General features: G+C 57.6%; 15 protein-coding genes, 1 tRNA gene and 1 pseudogene. 5 read left to right on the forward strand and 12 right to left on the reverse strand.

Features of this window, described 5'->3' with window-relative positions; all coding sequences use genetic code 11:
- Positions 1 to 355 precede the first annotated feature (355 nt).
- Positions 356 to 1,147 carry an IclR family transcriptional regulator gene (locus ACE3UG_RS09245; protein WP_374622648.1) on the forward strand — a complete coding sequence of 264 codons (792 nt, stop codon included), beginning with the start codon at positions 356 to 358 and terminating at the stop codon, positions 1,145 to 1,147.
- A gap of 49 nt (positions 1,148 to 1,196) precedes the next feature.
- Here the strand turns inward: ACE3UG_RS09245 and hpaI are convergent, their stop codons facing one another.
- Genes hpaI through ACE3UG_RS09280 form a run of 7 tightly spaced genes read right to left on the reverse strand, consistent with a single transcriptional unit; the run spans position 1,197 to position 7,144 of the window.
- Entirely contained in the window at positions 1,197 to 2,000 is an 804-nt protein-coding gene (gene hpaI, locus ACE3UG_RS09250; RefSeq protein WP_374622651.1) for a 4-hydroxy-2-oxoheptanedioate aldolase, read from the reverse strand.
- Positions 2,001 to 2,008: 8 nt separating this feature from the next.
- Positions 2,009 to 2,812: a 2-oxo-hept-4-ene-1,7-dioate hydratase gene (gene hpaH, locus ACE3UG_RS09255; protein WP_374622654.1), complete on the reverse strand. Its 804-nt coding sequence runs from the start codon at positions 2,810 to 2,812 to the stop codon at positions 2,009 to 2,011.
- A gap of 6 nt (positions 2,813 to 2,818) precedes the next feature.
- Positions 2,819 to 3,235 carry a 5-carboxymethyl-2-hydroxymuconate Delta-isomerase gene (locus ACE3UG_RS09260; protein ID WP_374622657.1) on the reverse strand — a complete coding sequence of 139 codons (417 nt, stop codon included), beginning with the start codon at positions 3,233 to 3,235 and terminating at the stop codon, positions 2,819 to 2,821.
- Between the two features lie 18 nt (positions 3,236 to 3,253).
- On the reverse strand, positions 3,254 to 4,117 hold the full coding sequence (gene hpaD / locus ACE3UG_RS09265; protein WP_374622660.1) for a 3,4-dihydroxyphenylacetate 2,3-dioxygenase: 864 nt from the start codon (positions 4,115 to 4,117) through the stop codon (positions 3,254 to 3,256).
- A gap of 40 nt (positions 4,118 to 4,157) precedes the next feature.
- Positions 4,158 to 5,615, reverse strand: a complete 1,458-nt coding sequence (gene hpaE / locus ACE3UG_RS09270; protein ID WP_374622663.1) for a 5-carboxymethyl-2-hydroxymuconate semialdehyde dehydrogenase — start codon at positions 5,613 to 5,615, stop codon at positions 4,158 to 4,160.
- Between the two features lie 18 nt (positions 5,616 to 5,633).
- Positions 5,634 to 6,392 (reverse strand): fumarylacetoacetate hydrolase family protein, encoded by a 759-nt coding sequence (locus tag ACE3UG_RS09275; RefSeq protein ID WP_374622897.1) that lies wholly within the window; start codon positions 6,390 to 6,392, stop codon positions 5,634 to 5,636.
- Positions 6,389 to 7,144, reverse strand: a complete 756-nt coding sequence (locus tag ACE3UG_RS09280) for a fumarylacetoacetate hydrolase family protein (protein ID WP_374622666.1) — start codon at positions 7,142 to 7,144, stop codon at positions 6,389 to 6,391. The genes ACE3UG_RS09275 and ACE3UG_RS09280 overlap by 4 nt, the downstream gene beginning before the upstream one ends.
- A 172-nt stretch (positions 7,145 to 7,316) precedes the next feature.
- Here ACE3UG_RS09280 and hpaR point away from each other — a divergent pair, with 172 nt between their 5' ends.
- The 3 genes from hpaR (at position 7,317) to ACE3UG_RS09295 (ending at position 10,146) form a co-directional block, all read left to right on the forward strand.
- The gene (gene hpaR / locus ACE3UG_RS09285; protein ID WP_374622669.1) at positions 7,317 to 7,715 is read left to right on the forward strand and encodes a homoprotocatechuate degradation operon regulator HpaR; all 399 of its coding nucleotides are present in this window, start codon (positions 7,317 to 7,319) and stop codon (positions 7,713 to 7,715) included.
- 707 nt (positions 7,716 to 8,422) lie between these two features.
- Complete coding sequence (locus tag ACE3UG_RS09290) at positions 8,423 to 8,863, forward strand: hypothetical protein (protein ID WP_374622672.1); 441 nt, start codon at positions 8,423 to 8,425, stop codon at positions 8,861 to 8,863.
- Complete coding sequence (locus ACE3UG_RS09295; protein ID WP_374622674.1) at positions 8,842 to 10,146, forward strand: hypothetical protein; 1,305 nt, start codon at positions 8,842 to 8,844, stop codon at positions 10,144 to 10,146. Before ACE3UG_RS09290 ends, ACE3UG_RS09295 begins: the two co-directional genes overlap by 22 nt.
- A gap of 1,929 nt (positions 10,147 to 12,075) precedes the next feature.
- Here ACE3UG_RS09295 and ACE3UG_RS09300 read toward each other — a convergent pair.
- From ACE3UG_RS09300 to ACE3UG_RS09320, 5 genes and pseudogenes are all read right to left on the reverse strand, one after another.
- Complete coding sequence (locus ACE3UG_RS09300) at positions 12,076 to 12,633, reverse strand: hypothetical protein (RefSeq protein ID WP_374622677.1); 558 nt, start codon at positions 12,631 to 12,633, stop codon at positions 12,076 to 12,078.
- Between the two features lie 78 nt (positions 12,634 to 12,711).
- Positions 12,712 to 12,927, reverse strand: coding sequence for a hypothetical protein (locus tag ACE3UG_RS09305; RefSeq protein ID WP_374622680.1), 216 nt, complete (start codon positions 12,925 to 12,927; stop codon positions 12,712 to 12,714).
- A gap of 285 nt (positions 12,928 to 13,212) precedes the next feature.
- Positions 13,213 to 14,421: pseudogene (locus tag ACE3UG_RS09310) on the reverse strand (IS110 family transposase).
- Positions 14,422 to 14,725: 304 nt separating this feature from the next.
- On the reverse strand, positions 14,726 to 15,478 hold the full coding sequence (locus ACE3UG_RS09315; protein ID WP_374622683.1) for a hypothetical protein: 753 nt from the start codon (positions 15,476 to 15,478) through the stop codon (positions 14,726 to 14,728).
- Between the two features lie 449 nt (positions 15,479 to 15,927).
- Positions 15,928 to 16,004, reverse strand: a tRNA-Arg gene (locus tag ACE3UG_RS09320).
- Positions 16,005 to 16,207: 203 nt separating this feature from the next.
- Between ACE3UG_RS09320 and rocD the strand changes: the two genes are divergently transcribed.
- Entirely contained in the window at positions 16,208 to 17,413 is a 1,206-nt protein-coding gene (rocD, locus tag ACE3UG_RS09325; protein ID WP_374622686.1) for an ornithine--oxo-acid transaminase, read from the forward strand.
- Positions 17,414 to 17,431 lie beyond the last annotated feature (18 nt).

Genomic DNA, 17,431 nt, shown 5'->3' on the forward strand with positions numbered 1-17,431 from the left:
TCGCATGATGTTTCGCATCTTGGGGCGTCCCGATGTCTGGGACGCCCCTTGCCTTCGTTCAACTGCGAATAAGTCAGTAATTCGCAAAGGTCCCAACAGCAATCGTTGTTTTTCGGATAGCCACTCCCCCCTCCTCCTGTATCAGAGTTGCTTCGCCTACACGCCTTTCGTGAACAGCCCGCAGGAAGATTCGTTCAATGGGGGTGAGGACCTTTCAGATTCATTTCTTCGAAGGTCACGTCCTCGGCGGGGTAAGGTCAGAAGGCCCCCATGCGCCGTTGAATTTTCACTGGAGTCCATCAGGCGAACAGGTAATATAACGACTTCCAAGAGAGACAACATAAGGTTGATCGCAATGCCAGCAGCAGACAAGGAAAAAGGTGGGGATGGTGTTCGCGCTGTTGAGCGAGCGTTGGAGATTCTGCGAGCGTTCGGGGAAACGGACCGAGACCTCTCCGTTGGCGAGCTACTCAAGCGCGTCGACCTGAGTCGCCCGACGCTTTACCGACTGCTCTACACCCTTGAGCAGAACGGATTCGTCCTTGGGGAAGGTGATCCGCAGCGCTTCCGATTGGGACCTGCGGTGGGGCGATTGGCTTGGGCCTGGTCGTCCAGCCTCGACGTATCCGCGATCGCGAAACCGATTCTCCGCGAGATCTGGGAAGAAACTGGCGAAACGGTCGCCCTCTTCGTGCCCCAAGGCAATACCCGGATCTGTGTTGCGGAACTGCCTAGCTCCCAGCCATTGTCATTCCGTCGAGGTGTTGGCTACAGCGAGCGAATCGCTCGGGGCGCAAGCGGCCGAGCACTGCTCGCGTGGATGGATCCGACACCTCAGGAACTCGCGCAATACTGTTCAGATATTGATTATGACCCGAAGGAGCTGGCCAAGAAGCTGCAATCGGTTAAGAAGCTGGGCTACGCCGTCAGTCACAACGAGCTGATCAACGGCGCAATTGCCATTGCAGTGCCCTTCTTTGACCATAGCAAGCGGGTGGCGGGATCAATCGGCGTGTTCGGACCAAGTGTGCGCTTGGACAAGGACACGATCGCAACCATCGCCTCCCGCCTAATGGCTCACGCGGACAGCTTGTCCAAGCTACTGGGAAATCCCAAGGGCCAGCCCATTGACGTGGAGCCGGCATAATCCGGCTCGACGGGCGCCGTGCCGGGGTGAAACAGACAATGAGGCCTCTTCAATAGCCACCGCGCTCGCGATCTTGAGTCGTGGTAGTTCCCTTCCAGGCCGCAGCCAGTTGTGTTGCCCCGGCGTTCAGGAGCCCCACGTCGGTGCCGACAGCAACGAACGTCGCGCCGGCGTCGATGTATTGTTGGGCGATTGCTCGATCCGGCGCCAGGACACCTGCGGCTTTTCCCGCGGCCAGGACTTCTCGAATACCGGAGCAAATCGCGTCGCGTACCTTGTCGTCGCCCGGCTTCCCGAGAAGGCCCATCGACGCGCTTAGATCCGACGGCCCGAAGAACACCCCATCGACCCCATCCACGTTAGCGATGGCCGACAGGTTGGCCAAACCTATGACCGTCTCAACCTGAACCAGTACGCAGATCTCATCGGCAGCACCGCCAAGATATCCGTCGACCTTGTTCCAACGCGACGCTCGCGCCAGTGCACTTCCGACTCCGCGGATACCATGCGGCGGGTAACGAGTGGCAGCAACCGCAGCTTTCGCCTGTGCCTCGGTATCAATCATCGGCAGCAACAACGTCTGCGCGCCAATATCGAGAAACTGCTTGATCAAAGCAGCGTCAGCGGTGACCGGACGAACGACAGCACTGATGTCATAGGGGGCGATCGCCTGCAACTGACCAAGCGTGCTTCGCACGTCATTCGGTGCGTGCTCGTTGTCGATCAGAAGCCAGTCAAATCCACTGGTTGCCAGGATTTCGATGACGTACGCATCAGCCAGCGCCGCCCACAGCCCAAACTGCCGCTTTCCCGAAGTCAGCTCGCGTTTGAACGCGTTCTCAGGGTTTTTCATGTCCTGCCTCAAACAAAATTCAGTGCAATGCCACCAAGCGGACCGTAGTCGACATGGAAGGTATCGCCCGCTTTCGCCGTAATCGGGCTCGTGAATGAGCCGCAAAGAATGACATCATTGGCGTTCAACTTCTCACCATACGGTGCAATTTTGTTCGCGAGCCAAGCCACACCGGTTGCCGGATGGTTCAGCACCGCAGCCGCAAGACCGCTTTCCTCGATCGCACCATTCTTGTATAGCAGTGCGCCGACCCATCGGAGATCCACGTCCAACGGACGCACTGGACGGCCCCCGGTCACAATGGCGGCATTGGCCGCAAAATCGGAAATGGTGTCGTACACTTTGCGCGGCGCCTTGGTCTCGCGATCGAACTGCTCGATTCGGGCATCGATAATCTCGATAGCCGGCGTAACGTAAGCCGTCGCATCAAGCACGTCGAACAGCGTCACATTTGGCCCCTCAAGAGGCTTGCTCAGCACAAACGCCAGCTCGACTTCAACGCGCGGGGCGATGAATCGGCTTGCGGGAATGTCTTGACCGCATTCAATAAACATGCTGTCGAGAAGCGGCGCGTAATCCGGTTCGTTGATCTGCGACGAACGTTGCATTGCGCGCGACGTAAGCCCGATCTTTCGGCCCTTGACAACATGGCCGCGCGCCAATTTCAGCTTCAGCCACTCACGCTGGATGGCATAACCATCTTCAATGGTCATCTCCGGGTATGCCGCGGAAAAGTGTCGAAGCTGCTGACGAGTTTGCTCCGCATGATCCAGTTTCGCAGCAAGCTCCTGGATGATTTTCTGATCAAGCATGAAGGGTTACTCCTGGGCATGCTTGGCCTTCAGCCGAGCATGCAGGTTGTTGTGCTTCCAAGTGCCGGCTTCGGAAAATTCCGAGATCTCCAGCGACAGTGCCAAACCGTCCTTGGAAAAATGCTCCGAAAAATGCGCTTTGATCACCTCAAAGAGCGCATCTCCCGTTCGCTTCTTAACTGCCTCGCTGCGCCCTGCACCGATCTTCAATTCTGCGTGCAGGAACGCATCGGTAACGGATTCGCCGTCGGCAATGGAGTAGACCTCGCACCGAATGGCACGCACGCGGATCCCACCAACGGGGTACACAGGCTTGTCGTCTTCACGGACAGAGGCCAAACATTCGGCAAGTCGTCCGCAAAGCTCCGACATGTCACGGAAGCCCGCCAGATTTGCGCTGTACTCAAGAGTCAGATGAGGCATGGACTTTCTCGCAAGTGATCAGGCTGGAAGCGGAGTTACCGGTAAGATCGCATTGATCTGCCCAGTACCAGAACTGCCAAAGTAAGGCGTCACCACCTCCGCCTTGCCTTCGTACTTATCCCAGCCGAGAGCGCCGAGCAGCATTGCCGTATCGTGCATGCCCCCTTCTCCCCAGCACTTCTCGTTGTAAAGCGGAAGCATTTCGCAGAACGTCTTCCAGTCGCCTTGCTCCCAGAGGGAAACAACGTGACGGTCGGTTTGCTCGAGGAACGGATCCCAAACCTTGTTCATGAACTGTTCCGCCGTGCCGTTGTTCGCGAAATGGTGGCTGAGCGACCCGCTGGCAAGAATGGCAACGGTGCCGTCGTAACGCTCCTCGATCGCGCGACGAACGGCCAGACCGAAACGAACACTCGTCGCCAGGTCATGCCACATGCACCAACCGGAGATCGACACCGTCTTGAAGTGCTGGTCCGAGTTCATGTAACGCATAGGCACCAACGTGCCGTACTCCAGATCCAGCGACGTCTCGCTATGGGCACGCGTCTTCACGCCCATCTCGTTGGCGACTTCCGCAATCGCCTTGCCCAACTCAACATTTCCCGGGTAGGCATATGGCATGTTGTTGATGAAGTGCGGAAGTTCGTTGCTCGTATAGATACCCTCGAACTTCGGCGCACAGTTGATGTGATACTCGCTGTTCACCAGCCAGTGCACGTCAAACACCACGATGGTGTCCACGCCGAGATCGCGGCAACGGCGACCGATCTCATGGTGACCATCAATTGCAGCTTGCCGACAGCCCTTGTTGGGGCCATCAAGTTCAGACAGGTAAAGCGAAGGGACGTGAGTCACCTTTGCCGCCAGCGCTAGCTTTCCCATTCAAGTCTCCTAATTCTCGTGTGCTCTGATACGCTGCGGCTTACACGCCCCACCGCGGAATATGGTGATCCCCCAGAGACACGCACACGTTCTTCGGCTCCAGGAACACTTCATAGCTCCAGGTACCACCTTCGCGGCCAACGCCCGATGCCTTCGTACCGCCGAAAGGCTGACGCAGGTCGCGCACATTCTGGCTATTCACGAAGCACATGCCAGCCTCGATTGCAGCGGACACTCGGTGGGCGCGGGCGGTGCTTTCGGTCCAGACATAGCTCGACAGTCCATAAGAGATGTCATTTGCGAGACGAATCGCTTCCGCTTCATCTTCAAACGGGATCAGGCAAGCCACCGGGCCGAAGATCTCTTCCTGCGCGATACGCATACGGTTGTCGACATCGACGAACACTGTCGGCATCACGAAATTACCCTTCTTCATCGAATCCGGGACGTTCGGGGCATCAAGGCCACCACAAGCCAGCGTCGCGCCCTCCTTCGGGCCCAACGCGATATAGCTACGCACCTTGGCCAAGTGAGCCTGGCTGATCATCGGTCCGACGATGGTCTTGTCGTCGAGCGGGTCGCCGACCGTCAGTCGCTTGGCACGCTCGATGAAGCGATCGGCGAACTTGGCGTAGATCGACTTTTGAACCAGAATTCGCGAACCGGCCGTGCATCGCTCGCCGTTGTTGGAGAAGATCATGAAGATTGCGGCGTCCAATGCTCGCTCGAAATCTGCATCGTCGAAGATCACGAACGGAGACTTGCCACCAAGCTCCATGGAGAACTTCTTCAATCCCGCGGCCTGAACGATACGATTGCCAGTAGCCGTCGAACCGGTAAACGAAATGGCATGAACGTCCGGGTGTGCGACCAGGGGCTCACCAGCATCCTTGCCATAGCCGTGGACCACATTGAGTACGCCAGCCGGGATCCCCGCCTCCAGGGCGAGCTGCCCCAGCATCGAAGCGGTCAGCGGCGAAAGTTCGCTCATCTTCAGAACTGCGGTATTGCCGAATGCCAGGCACGGGGCAACCTTCCAGGTCGACGTCATGAAGGGCACGTTCCAAGGCGAAATCAGTGCACAGACGCCAACCGGGTGAAACAACGTGTAGTTCAGGTGCGTCGGCGTCGGATACGTATGTCCGTCCACACGCGTGCACATTTCAGCAAAGTACGTGAAGTTATCTGCCGCACGCGGCACAAGTTGCTTTCCAGTCTGTGAAATCGTCTGGCCCGTATCCCGAGTCTCCGTATTCGCCAGTTCCGGCACGTTCTGCGTAATCAATTCGCCCAGCTTGCGAATCAGCTTTGCACGTTCCGTCGCGGGCTTTGCCGCCCATGCAGGGAAAGCGACCTTGGCCGCCTGGACGGCCTGATTGACGTGATCAGCATTACCGCTCGCGACCTCGGCAAGCACCTCTTGCGTCGCCGGGTTCACGGTTTCGAAGTAATCCGCAGCGGCCACTTCCTTGCCGTTGATAAGGTGTTCGATACGCATAGTTGTTCCTGTAGAGGGTCAGCCGCGATTGAAGACGGCGTCAGATGCAATGTGATTCACCAGACGGCCCAGGCCGTCGATTTCGCAGACGACTTCGTCACCTTCGTCTACGTTGACAATCCCTTCGGGTGTGCCGGTCAGAATGACGTCTCCCGGTGCCAGAGTCATAAAGCCACTCAGGTATTCAATCAGGGCGGGAATATCGTTCACAAGGTCGGACGTATTCCCGTTCTGCTGGAGCTCGCCGTTGACGTAGGTCCGCAACCCCAAGTCATTCACGTTCGCGACGTCCTCTGCATCCACGAACCACGGACCAAGCACTGTCCCGCCGTCGCGATTCTTTACGCGTAGATTGGGACGGTAGTAGTTCTCCAGATAGTCTCGGATGGCATAGTCGTTTGCGACCATGTACCCGGACACGTAATCCATGGCTTGGTTACGCGAGACGTTTTTTGCGGGCTTCCCAATGACCACGGCGAGTTCGCACTCGTAGTGCATGAACGCCACGCCCTTGGGACGGCGAGTAAAGCCGCGATGGCCGATTACGCTTCCTGGCCCTTTGAGGAACACGAGCGGCTCATCCTGCTTGGAGAACTGGAGTTCCTTGGCATGTTCGGCATAGTTGAGGCCGAGCGCGATAATCGTTCCCGGCTCGATCGGCGACAACCAAACTACTTCGTCTTCAGCACAAATTCGACCATCGGCCAGTCTCACTCCATTTGCATGCGGATAGGCCTCGTGAATTGCGCCGGCGTAGGCAACTCTTGCTCGCATTATTGAATCCCCTTCTGCGCGACCAACGAAAATTCCAACGGCGGCAGGTCGCCCATCGCGATACGCACACTGTCGTTGGCGTAGGCGACTGGCGCGCCATGAGGCACCCCCAGCGTCAGCACATCTCCCGACAAAAGCGTCATGAACTCCGTCACGTCACTAAGTAACCGCGCGACGCCTCGTAAGGCGGTGCTCGTGTCAGCGCGGAACACCCGCTCCCCGTTGACCTCTACGGAGATTGCGAGGCTGTCTGGATTCGCTACGAACCTCTTTGCCACAGCACACGGCCCAATGACGCAGAAGCCGTCTCGCGCGCGGAATCGCACCGACGGGCGGTACACGTTTTCATGCGGCACAGACAGATCGGCAACCGTCACATAACCCGCGACGTATTTGAGCGCATCGGCTTCGCTCACACGGCAAGCGACACGGCCGATAACGATGCCCAGCGAGCCCCCGAGTTGCGCCCCCTCAGCGGGCACTTCGACTGCAGATCGGTGACCAACAATGGAGTTGCGCGGTTTCACGTAGAGAATCGGTGCTTTGGGCGGCGCTTTATAGGGCGCCTCATGAACTGCGTTGCCAAGCGCCGCCAAGCTACCGGCATCGTTCAAAAGAGTCCCATACACCGTTCCATCTACCGGCGGCAAACAGCCGACACCGCTGGTCAGCAAGTTATTTGCGTCACCGGCCGTCACGTCGCGCGCGAGCGGCTCCCCAGTTACATGCAGAACATAGTCGTGTGGCAAAGACACAATTGCGCCCCAAAATTTACTAACATGTGAGTATTATTTGGCTTGCTATCATCGCCAGTCAAGGAGAGACTCGATATTTAAGGGTTTCCCCCAATATCTACCCAAAGTTGGATTGTTTGCTCCACGGATGAAGAGAATGCCCAAGCCGCCGGTACCGCACAGAAATCTGCCAATGTTGCTGTTGCGTGCGAGAGAAAAGATGATGGAGAGGTTCAGACCACTTATCTCTGCTCACGGAGTGACAGACCAGCAGTGGCGAATCATTCGGGCGCTCCATGAACACGGCGGCATGGAACCGCGCCAGCTATCCGACCTATGCAGCATTTCGAGCCCGAGCATGGCTGGGGTGCTTGCAAGAATGGAATCGCTGGACCTCATCACGAAAGAACGCTTTGCCGAAGACCAGCGGCGCGTCCTCGTTTCATTGACGTCGACGAGCGAAGGCATCTTTTCAGCGATCAGCGGCGACCTCGAGCATCTGTACGCCAGTTTGGAGGAAGATGTCGGAAAGGGTGTGGTCGATCGCGTCTACAAAGCTGTCGACGAACTTCTGGCAGGGCTGGAGGCATAGCCAACGCATGAAAGGGTTGTCCCCTGTTGGAAGCGCTTCCCTCCCCCTCTCCTGGAACACGGCATAACCGACCCTTTCCCGTTTACTCTAGTTCAATTGTAAAACCCAATTAGTACATGGGCGTGGCTTTGCGCCCCGCTGTTCCGACATCGGCAAGGCGTTTTTCCCGATGCTCGATCTGCTTGTAGCGCTCGCACGGTCATTCGTCGTGTTCGCCATTGGTTATCTCTCGAGACCTCTCGGCGGCCTGATTCTCAGTCACGTCGGAGATCGGTACGGGCGGCAGCGCGTCCTTATTGCATCGGTAATGGTCGTCCCGCTGTCTACGTTCACGATGGGATGTGCCTTCGTACGTATCATGGGGTGTTACCGCGACGTTGATAATGATCTCGCTGCGACTCGTCCAGGACTTCTGCCTTGGAAGGGAAATGCCTGGGTCCATCACATGGTCATCAGACACCTCTTCATGGCGAGCATTTTCGCCTAGATCAGTGTCCGGTTTCATTAGACCACTACATCTGGCCAGCTCAGAGGCACCTGTGATTCGTCGCCAAGGTTTGCCCCGGCTCGGGACGGCGGCACATGCGCTCCCAACCCGGATTTGATCGGCCTTCTCGGAAGCGAGAGACGGTTCGCGTATTTGTGCGAAAATGCGGCAAAATCAACTTGGAGAATAGTCGGCTTGTTGGCCAAGCCGCGTCACGGTAATGGCACGCCGCCCCGGAAATAACCCCAAACGCCGTATAGCCTCCGCCCACTGCCTGACACAGGAAGAAAGGACGGCTCTGAAGAGTGCTGTACGTTATGTCGGCAGCGGTCACCATAAGCGTTACCCTGCCAACTATGGATTTCCTAAGGCGAACCCTCGACCTACCAAGTCACTGTGCGACATGGTGCGCCCCATTGACTTGAATGAAGCGCAGCAACTGGTGAATAGCGGCATCGACTATGGGCTTTTCAGCGAACCCCAGCAAGATGGATACCCGAAATTCATCTGGAGCGTCTCCGATCAAGGCGAAGTGTTTGAAGCCAAGACCGACACCCACGGTACCGGCGAGTACCATGGGTATCCGTTGGAAGATGAAGACGAGATGTACAGGTACGTAAAATCGATCTGGAAAGAAAGATGTCAGAACGCTGGTCAATAAGAACCGACTGGGCAGAACTTGAGACTGGCTCCCCCGAAGAGCGAGCTGGCTTTGCCATGCTTGGCATCTATGCCTATGACACCTGTCTGACAACCGGCCACGATCGACTGTTGCAAAGCATCCAACAGACACCGCATTTGTCGGCTTATCATTTGGCAGAATGGTTCGCTTGGAACTGGTGGCGCCTACGCTGGGAACCACGCAAGCAGTCGCTTGACTGGGAGCTCTCACATGCGATGGCAAGCATCGGTGGCGGCTACATTTGGCCAAACATCCGCATCGACTCCGATGGGGAGAAGATCACGCTCGTATGTAGGCCCACTGTTGAGCGTGCTAGCACCCCTTTCCGATATATCAGCGATAGCGTGAACGTTCTAAATGCCGCCGAATTTGAAAATGGCATTGATCTGTTTATCGAAACAGTATTCCAACGACTGGTAACTCGCAATATCAGAGGTAGCAACCTACACGATATCTGGCGGGACGTGCTCGATGAACGCCAAGACCCAATCCTGTCTGTGCGGCGTAAGCTCGAAGCCTTGCTTGGGGAAGATCCCGGCGAGATGAACGAGGACCAGTTGCAGGAGTTCGCAAGCAACATTGAGACGACCGGTCAGGCGGCACTTGAGGAAATTGCGGCCAACCGTATTCCTGGCAAAGCGATCCCAGATATCGAACACCTGATCGCAATAGGGCGTTCGCAAGGAACCGTGACCCACCCGCAAGACCAAGTCAAGCTAGACTCGCCAATTTCACATGAAGCTGAGCCGGCTTGGCGCGTTGGCATCCGTGCAGCACAATTGCTTCGCTCGCAGGAAAAAATCGATCCGGATGTTGCAATCTCAGATGATCGACTCGCCGGCATGTTCGGTGCAACTCGTGACATCCTAAAACGCTCGGGACAGGCGATTGATTTGTCCTTTACGTTGTCCGAGTTCGATAAGCACCAGCGAACAATATTACGTTCCCGGTACGATACGGGCCGCCGTTTTGAATTGGCGCGCCTGTTGGGCGACCAGTTGGTTTACCCGACCGCAGACCCAATGCGTCCTGCCACGCGTTCGAATACTTACCGCCAGAAAGCCCAGCGTGCATTCGCAGCCGAACTCCTCAGCCCGTTTCAAGTGGTTGACGACATGCTGGACGGCGACTACTCGATGGAGAACCAGCAGGACGTTGCTCATCACTTCAAGGTATCCAGCCTAACCATCCGGACACTGCTTGCCAATCACGATCGGATTGACCGCCGCCAACTTGACGAAGCCGACTGGGCCCATTCCTGAAATTCGAGCCTAGGATACGCCGCGAGACCACTTGCTTCCGAATCTGGGATTCATGACCTGACCGATCCGTGGGACGATCCATATAGCAGCCCCGATCGAAGAGTCATAAAGTCCGACGCATATCGATTGAACTGGTTGGCGGTTCTTTCGCTTACACCTTCAGAAAAGGTGCAAGGAAGACGATGGCGCCCTGCCCCTTCAAACGGAGTCGACTTCGCAAAGAAAGTCTGCCCGCCTGCTTACTGGAGCCACGACAACGACTGTATCGCGCTCGCGCATTCACCGACATTCGAGTGAGCAAACTGGGGCTACCTCACAACTCAACACACTCAGAAAATCCGCCGGTCGTCTGTGGCCATTGATCGGCGAATGTCGCGTTTCCACAGACGATAAAACGCGAACAACGGACCGCCGCCCAACCGCTACTAATTTTGTTCGCTCCAACGAGATTTCCTCTCAGGTGAGTGGCCCGGCGAGGCGATCCATCAGATTGATGATCTCGGGATTTTTTTGTCGCCGCACCGACGTACCGAGCCGCTCACTTGAGGCGCCAGTGTGCGCCTATTCAGACTTTGATAGCTTCATCAATCGCCGCACCTCGATTACCACAGGGATAGGCCTTACCGATATATTTCTCCATTCCCGAACAAAGTATGACGCGTGGCCGACAGCCCTCCCCAAAACCGACCTGGTGCAGCAACGCAACCTGGTGGGATGGACGCATCCGAAATAGAGCAAAGCAGTTGAAAGGAACTCTAGGAACCCTTACAACAGAAACCTAACGAGCAACATACCGCAATGAGAGGCACTGTCATCGAAGTTGACCGTGGCGCTAGACATAGGTAACAGAGTTGGTCAGCCATCACCAGTTCGATTCGGAATGAGCAAACGAGGCTTCCAGCATAAATGCGGCGCACGCCGGCCGTGCGCCATAGCTAACGAACCACGAGCTTGCTGGTCCTGTACATATATATTCCTCGCGATCGATTTCACCGCTCTCCGCGACGTCGAACGTTGCTGCGAGTGCCCTGGACGTCGCCCCCGATCGGCCACTCACAGTGGTCAAAATAAGAATCACTCAGAGCTTCAATACTGCCGCCACTATGGTGACAATCGCGCAAGCATAGGCTCCGTGAGGTGACAAGCTACGCGACTTACCATTCAAATAAATTGTCTCACGACCTATTTGGCTCGAACTGAATCGTGGCGCATCGAAGTGAAGTGAAGTGAAACAATGTGTCCAAATGAATCAAGCTATCAAACTAAATATCTAGCCGACGACACTCTCAGAATCATTTCTCTTTTGACGAAATCCGTACTCCGACGATTTTTGGCAATGAATTGGCATGAATCGTTCTGAAGCATGCAGTTCCGAATTGACTACAGAAAATCACGATCGAGGAACTGCAAAAGGTCAAGCCATCGACAAAGGGAATCGTCGTGGCTGGTGGAGCTTCAGGCAGCAGTGGGGGGGGCAACTCGTCGGGCGAAATCCACAGGACGAGAATCGCAGCTCGTGGAGGGGAGCAAGGGAAGGGTAAGGTAGCGTGCGAATTTCGGACGCAGAGGGAGATTCAAGCAAAGGTTCGTGGCATGACCGCCAAACGCCAGATCGCCGCAGGCGGAAAAGTCAGTCGCGCACGCTAGGAAGAGAGCACCTCGAACAGCGCCGACGCGATACTAAGTACATGTATGCAGGAAATTCTTCGCTAGGTTTGCGGACATAGTTCAACAACGACCGGTGCATAGCCAGATCACCGGACGTCTGCGAACGCGGCTAATCGCGAACCATTGAGAGCATGCCAAGCGCCGCAAATTTTTGTCAGCAACGTGGGCTGCGCGCATTGCACGCAATGCCAATGCACCCGGAACTGAGACGTCGAGCGCATGAAGCGTGCTCAAATCTAGCACGCTGGCATACGGGCTCGTTTAGTAGCGGAATTGACTCTCATACGGGGCCATCGGAGCGGCATACGATCCGTTAGCCGAATTACTTTGATTCACGACGTACGACCTCAACGGGTCGGAATTGTTGCCACCTCCCGCCACAGCAGCGCTTGCACCGAGCGCAGCCTGGCTATTCTCAGGCAGGTTACTGAAGGAGCGCGCGTGCCCATATCCGGACTGTTGGCCTTGCGGGGAAGCAGCGCCTGCGTATGCGGGGCGTGCGGGGGTATAGCTGTTCGCGGGACTCAGCGCAGTAGCCCCCGAATTTTGATTGATCTGCGATTGAGCGACGACACGCTTCGCACGGCGCATGGGAATATCGCTCTCTTCGCAGATTCGGCGCCAGGCAGTCTTAAACGTCGACAGCTTGATCGCAAGGCCGTTGCGGTTCAGCGCGTCGACAATTGCCGCGTCCGTCACCCCGTGGTCAAAAATTGCGGTCTGAATCCAAGCTGCATGTTTGCGGATCACTGCCGTCATGTTGCCAGCCTGCATGGACAACTTTTGCAGATCAGCATAAAAACCATTTACGTCGAGCATCACCATCTCCAAAACTTTTCGCATGTCAGGCCGCTGTACCGCCACGGCCAAGAATTGTTACGCACCGAGCCGCCCCGCCTATGCCGCGCCCTGCATCAACGCGCGCGCGATACCATCCAGCGGCCACGCGAGCTTGCGAGAAGCCAAACGAACCGGGCGGATGCCGGCATATTCGCCGCAGATACAGTGACCCTTACGCATCGTTTGCGGCTTGACTAGAAGGACCGCGGCGGCCTCGTCGGTACTGATGTGGGTACGGTTCGGGAAAACTTCGGACAGGGTTTGGATGTTCATAACGATCGACTCCGCGGCTCCGTTGGGGAGCGGTTTCAGTTCTGCCTCGGGTCCACGACGAAAGTCCAGTCTTGCCGTCTGGGCCGCATCCACCTAGGCAGTGCATGAGTCGAATTAAATATAGCGGAGGCCACCACGCAGCCGTCTCCGCTATTGAAGCCCTTGTTCCACGGGCCTTCCGGCGCGCCACCACCGCATTTGGCGGTGGCCCAAGAAAGAAAGCCTCCGCGATTTTGGATTGCGGGGGCTCTCAAAAATGCTGGGGAGGTGCCCCTATGCGCTTGATCAAGCGCTAGGGGCGGACTTGGGTTGATATAAGGCGTCGTCGCGCAGCATGGGAAACGTGACGTCACAGCGACGTCTGGCCAAGGCGATGAGCGCTTGGTTGTGGCGTTGGCCTTGTTGGACCTTGCGCGCGTAATAGTGCCGCGAGATGGGATCTCGTAAGGCCGCGAACGCCGAGAGGAAAAGTGCTCGCTTGAGCACCTTGTTGCCGCGTCTGGAGGGGTGTTCGCCGCGAATGGACGAGTCCGAACGGCGCGTGACGGGTGCTAGCCCCGCGTCGGCGGCGAGGTGCGCGGCCGAGGCAAAAGCTTTGTGCGCGACTTCGGTGAGGAGTCTGGCAGCAGTCCTGACGCCGACTCCCAGCATGCTGGTCAGACCGGCCAAAGAGGGTGCGCAAGCACCAGTCGCTTAACTTCGGCGGCTACCTCATCGCGCTGTTTGCGCAAGGCGGCGAATTGCTGGGCCAAACGAGGCATGACGATGGTGGCGGCCTGGGTGCCGGGGACGATCAGGGCCTGTTCGCTCAGCGCCTGAACGATTTCGGTCGCGAGGCCCTTGCCCATGCGCGGAGCGAGCTTGATCAGACGGTTGGCGAGGGTCTTCGCGCTAGTCGCCCAAGCGCGGCGGGCGACGGGTAGCGCTCGAACAAATCGAGCACCGCTGGATGATCCAGGCGGGGGCCGAAAACGCGCTCAAGCGCGGGACGGATCTGGGTGAGCAGACCGCGAATGCGGTTGCTGGTTTGGGTGACTTGGGCGGCGAGATCGTCGTCGAAGCCGCACAGCATGGTGAGTTCGGCGAGCTGCTCGTCGGCCAATAGAAGGGAGCGCAGCGTATGCGGCATCGAGCGGGCGGCCTCAGCGATGATCGCGGCATCGCGGGCGTCGGTCTTGGCTTCGCCGACGTGCAGATCGGCGATACGGCGCATCGGCAGTCCGGGCAGATAGGCGACCATCACGCCTTCGTCGCGCGCAACAGCCACCGGCGTGCGCCGATGGTGGCGGGCTGGTCCACGACGAACAGGACTCGGCCGTGCGCCTAGAGTTCGGCGATGAGGGCGCACAGCTTGGCCTCGTCGTTGGGAAGCGCTTTGTTGTATAGGCGCTTGCCGCTACGATCGAGCGCAACGGCGTGATGCTGGCCTTTGCCGACGTCAACGCCAACGCCAACGACGACATCGGCTGCGTCATGTTGTTGAATTTCTTGCATCGCAGTTTATGCAGAGTGAACGAATTGGCCTGCAACAACGGTGGCAAGTCTCGGCATCCACGTTACGGACGGCGTCGGAATATCCCGGCTAAACCCCTATCAGCGATCACCAGCCACCCACCAGGTCCGGTGAGAACACCCCCCGGATCATAAGAGCGAATGGGGGCGGGAATCATGCCGGACCTGGCTGGCCAAAACCTCGATTATCGAGGCAGGAAGATGGTAACGGTGGCAACTTGTGTACCGGCGACGTTCCGAATGCTTCGTCGAGAATAAGACCTAGGCATCGGTCCGCAACGAGCAATCAGTACGTCATCAAACTGTCGCCGCTACCGAATTGCGCCAACATCTCGGCTTTGCGTTCCCAGTCCTCCCGCCACTCAACAAGTTCTACGCTCGCGAAGATCTTATCGAGTCTCTGTTTGCTGACCTTGCGCGTTGCGAAATACGCCGTACTGCCTGATTCAGCGATTTCCTCATTGGTCAGCTTCTTCTTCACGCCCAAGTACAGCGCAGTGGCAAGCTCAACGGGGTCCCAGTGAGCTCCAGTCGTCCCCGCACTGCCGGCGGATTTCCGGCCACGAATCAACCATTTCGTTGTGCCCGGATCCTTCAACTTCTCCGACCATTCAAGCTGTGACCAAACACATCCGCCAAACGCCCTCGCGATCACACCGGATGGAGGATATGACCTCAGTGGCTTTTTTTCTTTCGCTGATTTGGCCGGAACTCTGCCGATTGTGCTTACCGAGCCCCACGTAGGCGAGTCTTCGACAGCGGGCACATCGGGGACGCCCCAAGGACTCAAAACAAACGGGGCCAACGCTTTCTCACATGCCGCCCTCAAGCGGGACGGATCAGAGAAACGCTCCGGATCATTGCTCTCCAAGAATCGTGGAGCGACCTCTGCAACCCGCTCCAGAAACCAGTCGACCTCGCTAATGTTGCGATATTTGCACCATAAGAGAAAAGCGTTTGGAGATGGGTGAATCGCACCAAACGATTCACTTTTCCACAAGGAAACGATGCGTTCGGCCGTTCCGAACTGTGAATTCATCGTCTCTTGTTCACGGCAATCCGCCAATGTAAGAGGCCGGCTTGACGCTATCGGGTGAATTCTACAGATGAGAAACGCCCCCTCCAACGACGACCACTTTTTCATGTTCACAGCCTTCGCGATGTCCTCATCATTCGGGCTCCTTATCAACAACACCATTTTCGTCCCTACTCCAGAAAATCGGGACGGTAATGATACCGTGACCGGATAAAGCCGGCTTACCCCTGCACCATTGCCAAGCGCAACCGAACATGCAGGGCGAAGCCCACCTCGCAGGGCGCTGCATTTGCCTTACTGCGTCAGCGCGGGACGCTGCCTTGCAGTCAGCTCTGAAGATTGAACATGGAGGGAGGTTGATCTAGGCGCATGGAAAAAACCTACACAGCGCCTACATGAAAAAATTACCAGGGCAAATAGTCTTCGCGATCTCGGAAAAATCTTTATTTGACTGGCCTGCCCAGAGGGATTCGAACCCCCGACCGTCGGCTTAGAAGGCCGATGCTCTATCCAACTGAGCTATGGGCAGTGCGTGATGGCGGCGACCGAATGTCGCTACCGGTGCATCTCGGCGTGACGAGACGACGAAACGACGAAACGACGCGCTACGCCCGAGTAATCAGCGATTATAGCGCACGCGCATGTCAATTTCATCGGCATCACGTCAGGAGATGTCCCCCTTTGCGTACCGTCGCGTTCGCCTTTAGACTGGCTGCGTGGAGGAGCGCGCCCATGAATGACATCGAACGCGAACAACGCTTTGGCGCCCACAACTACGCGCCACTGCCCGTCGTGCTCTCGCACGCCAAGGGCGTCTGGGTCTGGGACGTCGACGGCAATCGCTATCTCGACATGATGAGCGCCTATTCAGCCGTCAGCCACGGCCACGCGCATCCGCGTCTGGTTGCCGCGCTCACCGCACAGGCACAGCGCCTCGCCGTCGTCTCCCGCGCCTTCTACACCGACCGGCTCGGGGCCTTCCTCGAACGCCTCTGCGACCTCACCACACTCGATGGCGCCCTGCCCATGAATACCGGCGCAGAAGCCGTGGAAACCGCCATCAAGGCCGCACGCCGCTGGGGCTACAGCGTCAAACGCATCCCCGCCGACAAAGCCGAAATCATCGTCGCCGACGGCAACTTCCACGGACGCACCACCACCCTCGTCGGTTTCTCCTCCGAGCCCGCCTATCGCGCCGACTTCGGTCCGTTCGCCCCCGGATTCGTTCACGTCCCCTTCGGCGATATCGACGCAGTGCGCGCCGCCATCACGCCAAACACCTGCGCCGTACTGTTCGAATCCATTCAGGGCGAAGGCGGCATCGTGGTCCCACCGGACGGCTTCCTGCGCGAGCTTCGCCACCTCTGCACAGAACAAAATGTGCTCATGCTGCTCGACGAAATCCAGTCGGGGCTCGGACGCACCGGTCGCTGGTTCGCCTATCAACATGACGATATCGTGCCCGATGGCGTCATGCTCGGCAAAGCGCTCGGCGGTGGCCTGCTGCCCGTGTCAGCCTTTGTCGCGCGGCGCGACATCATCGATCTGTTCGAACCTGGCAGCCACGGCTCCACATTCGGCGGCAACGCACTCGCTGCAACCGTAGCGCTGGAAGCGCTCGACGTCATGGCCGACGAAGACCTGCCGGGAAGAAGTGCCGAGATGGGGGAATACCTGCTCTCGCGATTGCACGCCATTCACTCGCCGCTCATTCGCGAAGTGCGAGGCCGTGGCCTTTGGGCCGGCATCGAAATCGACCCGGCACGCGCCGACGCCCACGACCTGTCCATGCGGATGCTTCGCCGTCGCGTACTCGCCAAGGAAACGCGTTCCACCGTGCTGCGCCTCGCCCCGCCCCTCGTCATCGAACGCCCCGAGATCGACACCTGCATCTCCGCACTCAAGGCCGTGCTGGCAGAAGCCGAACACGACGCCTGAACGCCCCCGGCAGCGGCG

This window comes from Pandoraea sp. (genome assembly GCF_041919235.1).
Lineage (GTDB): Bacteria > Pseudomonadota > Gammaproteobacteria > Burkholderiales > Burkholderiaceae > Pandoraea.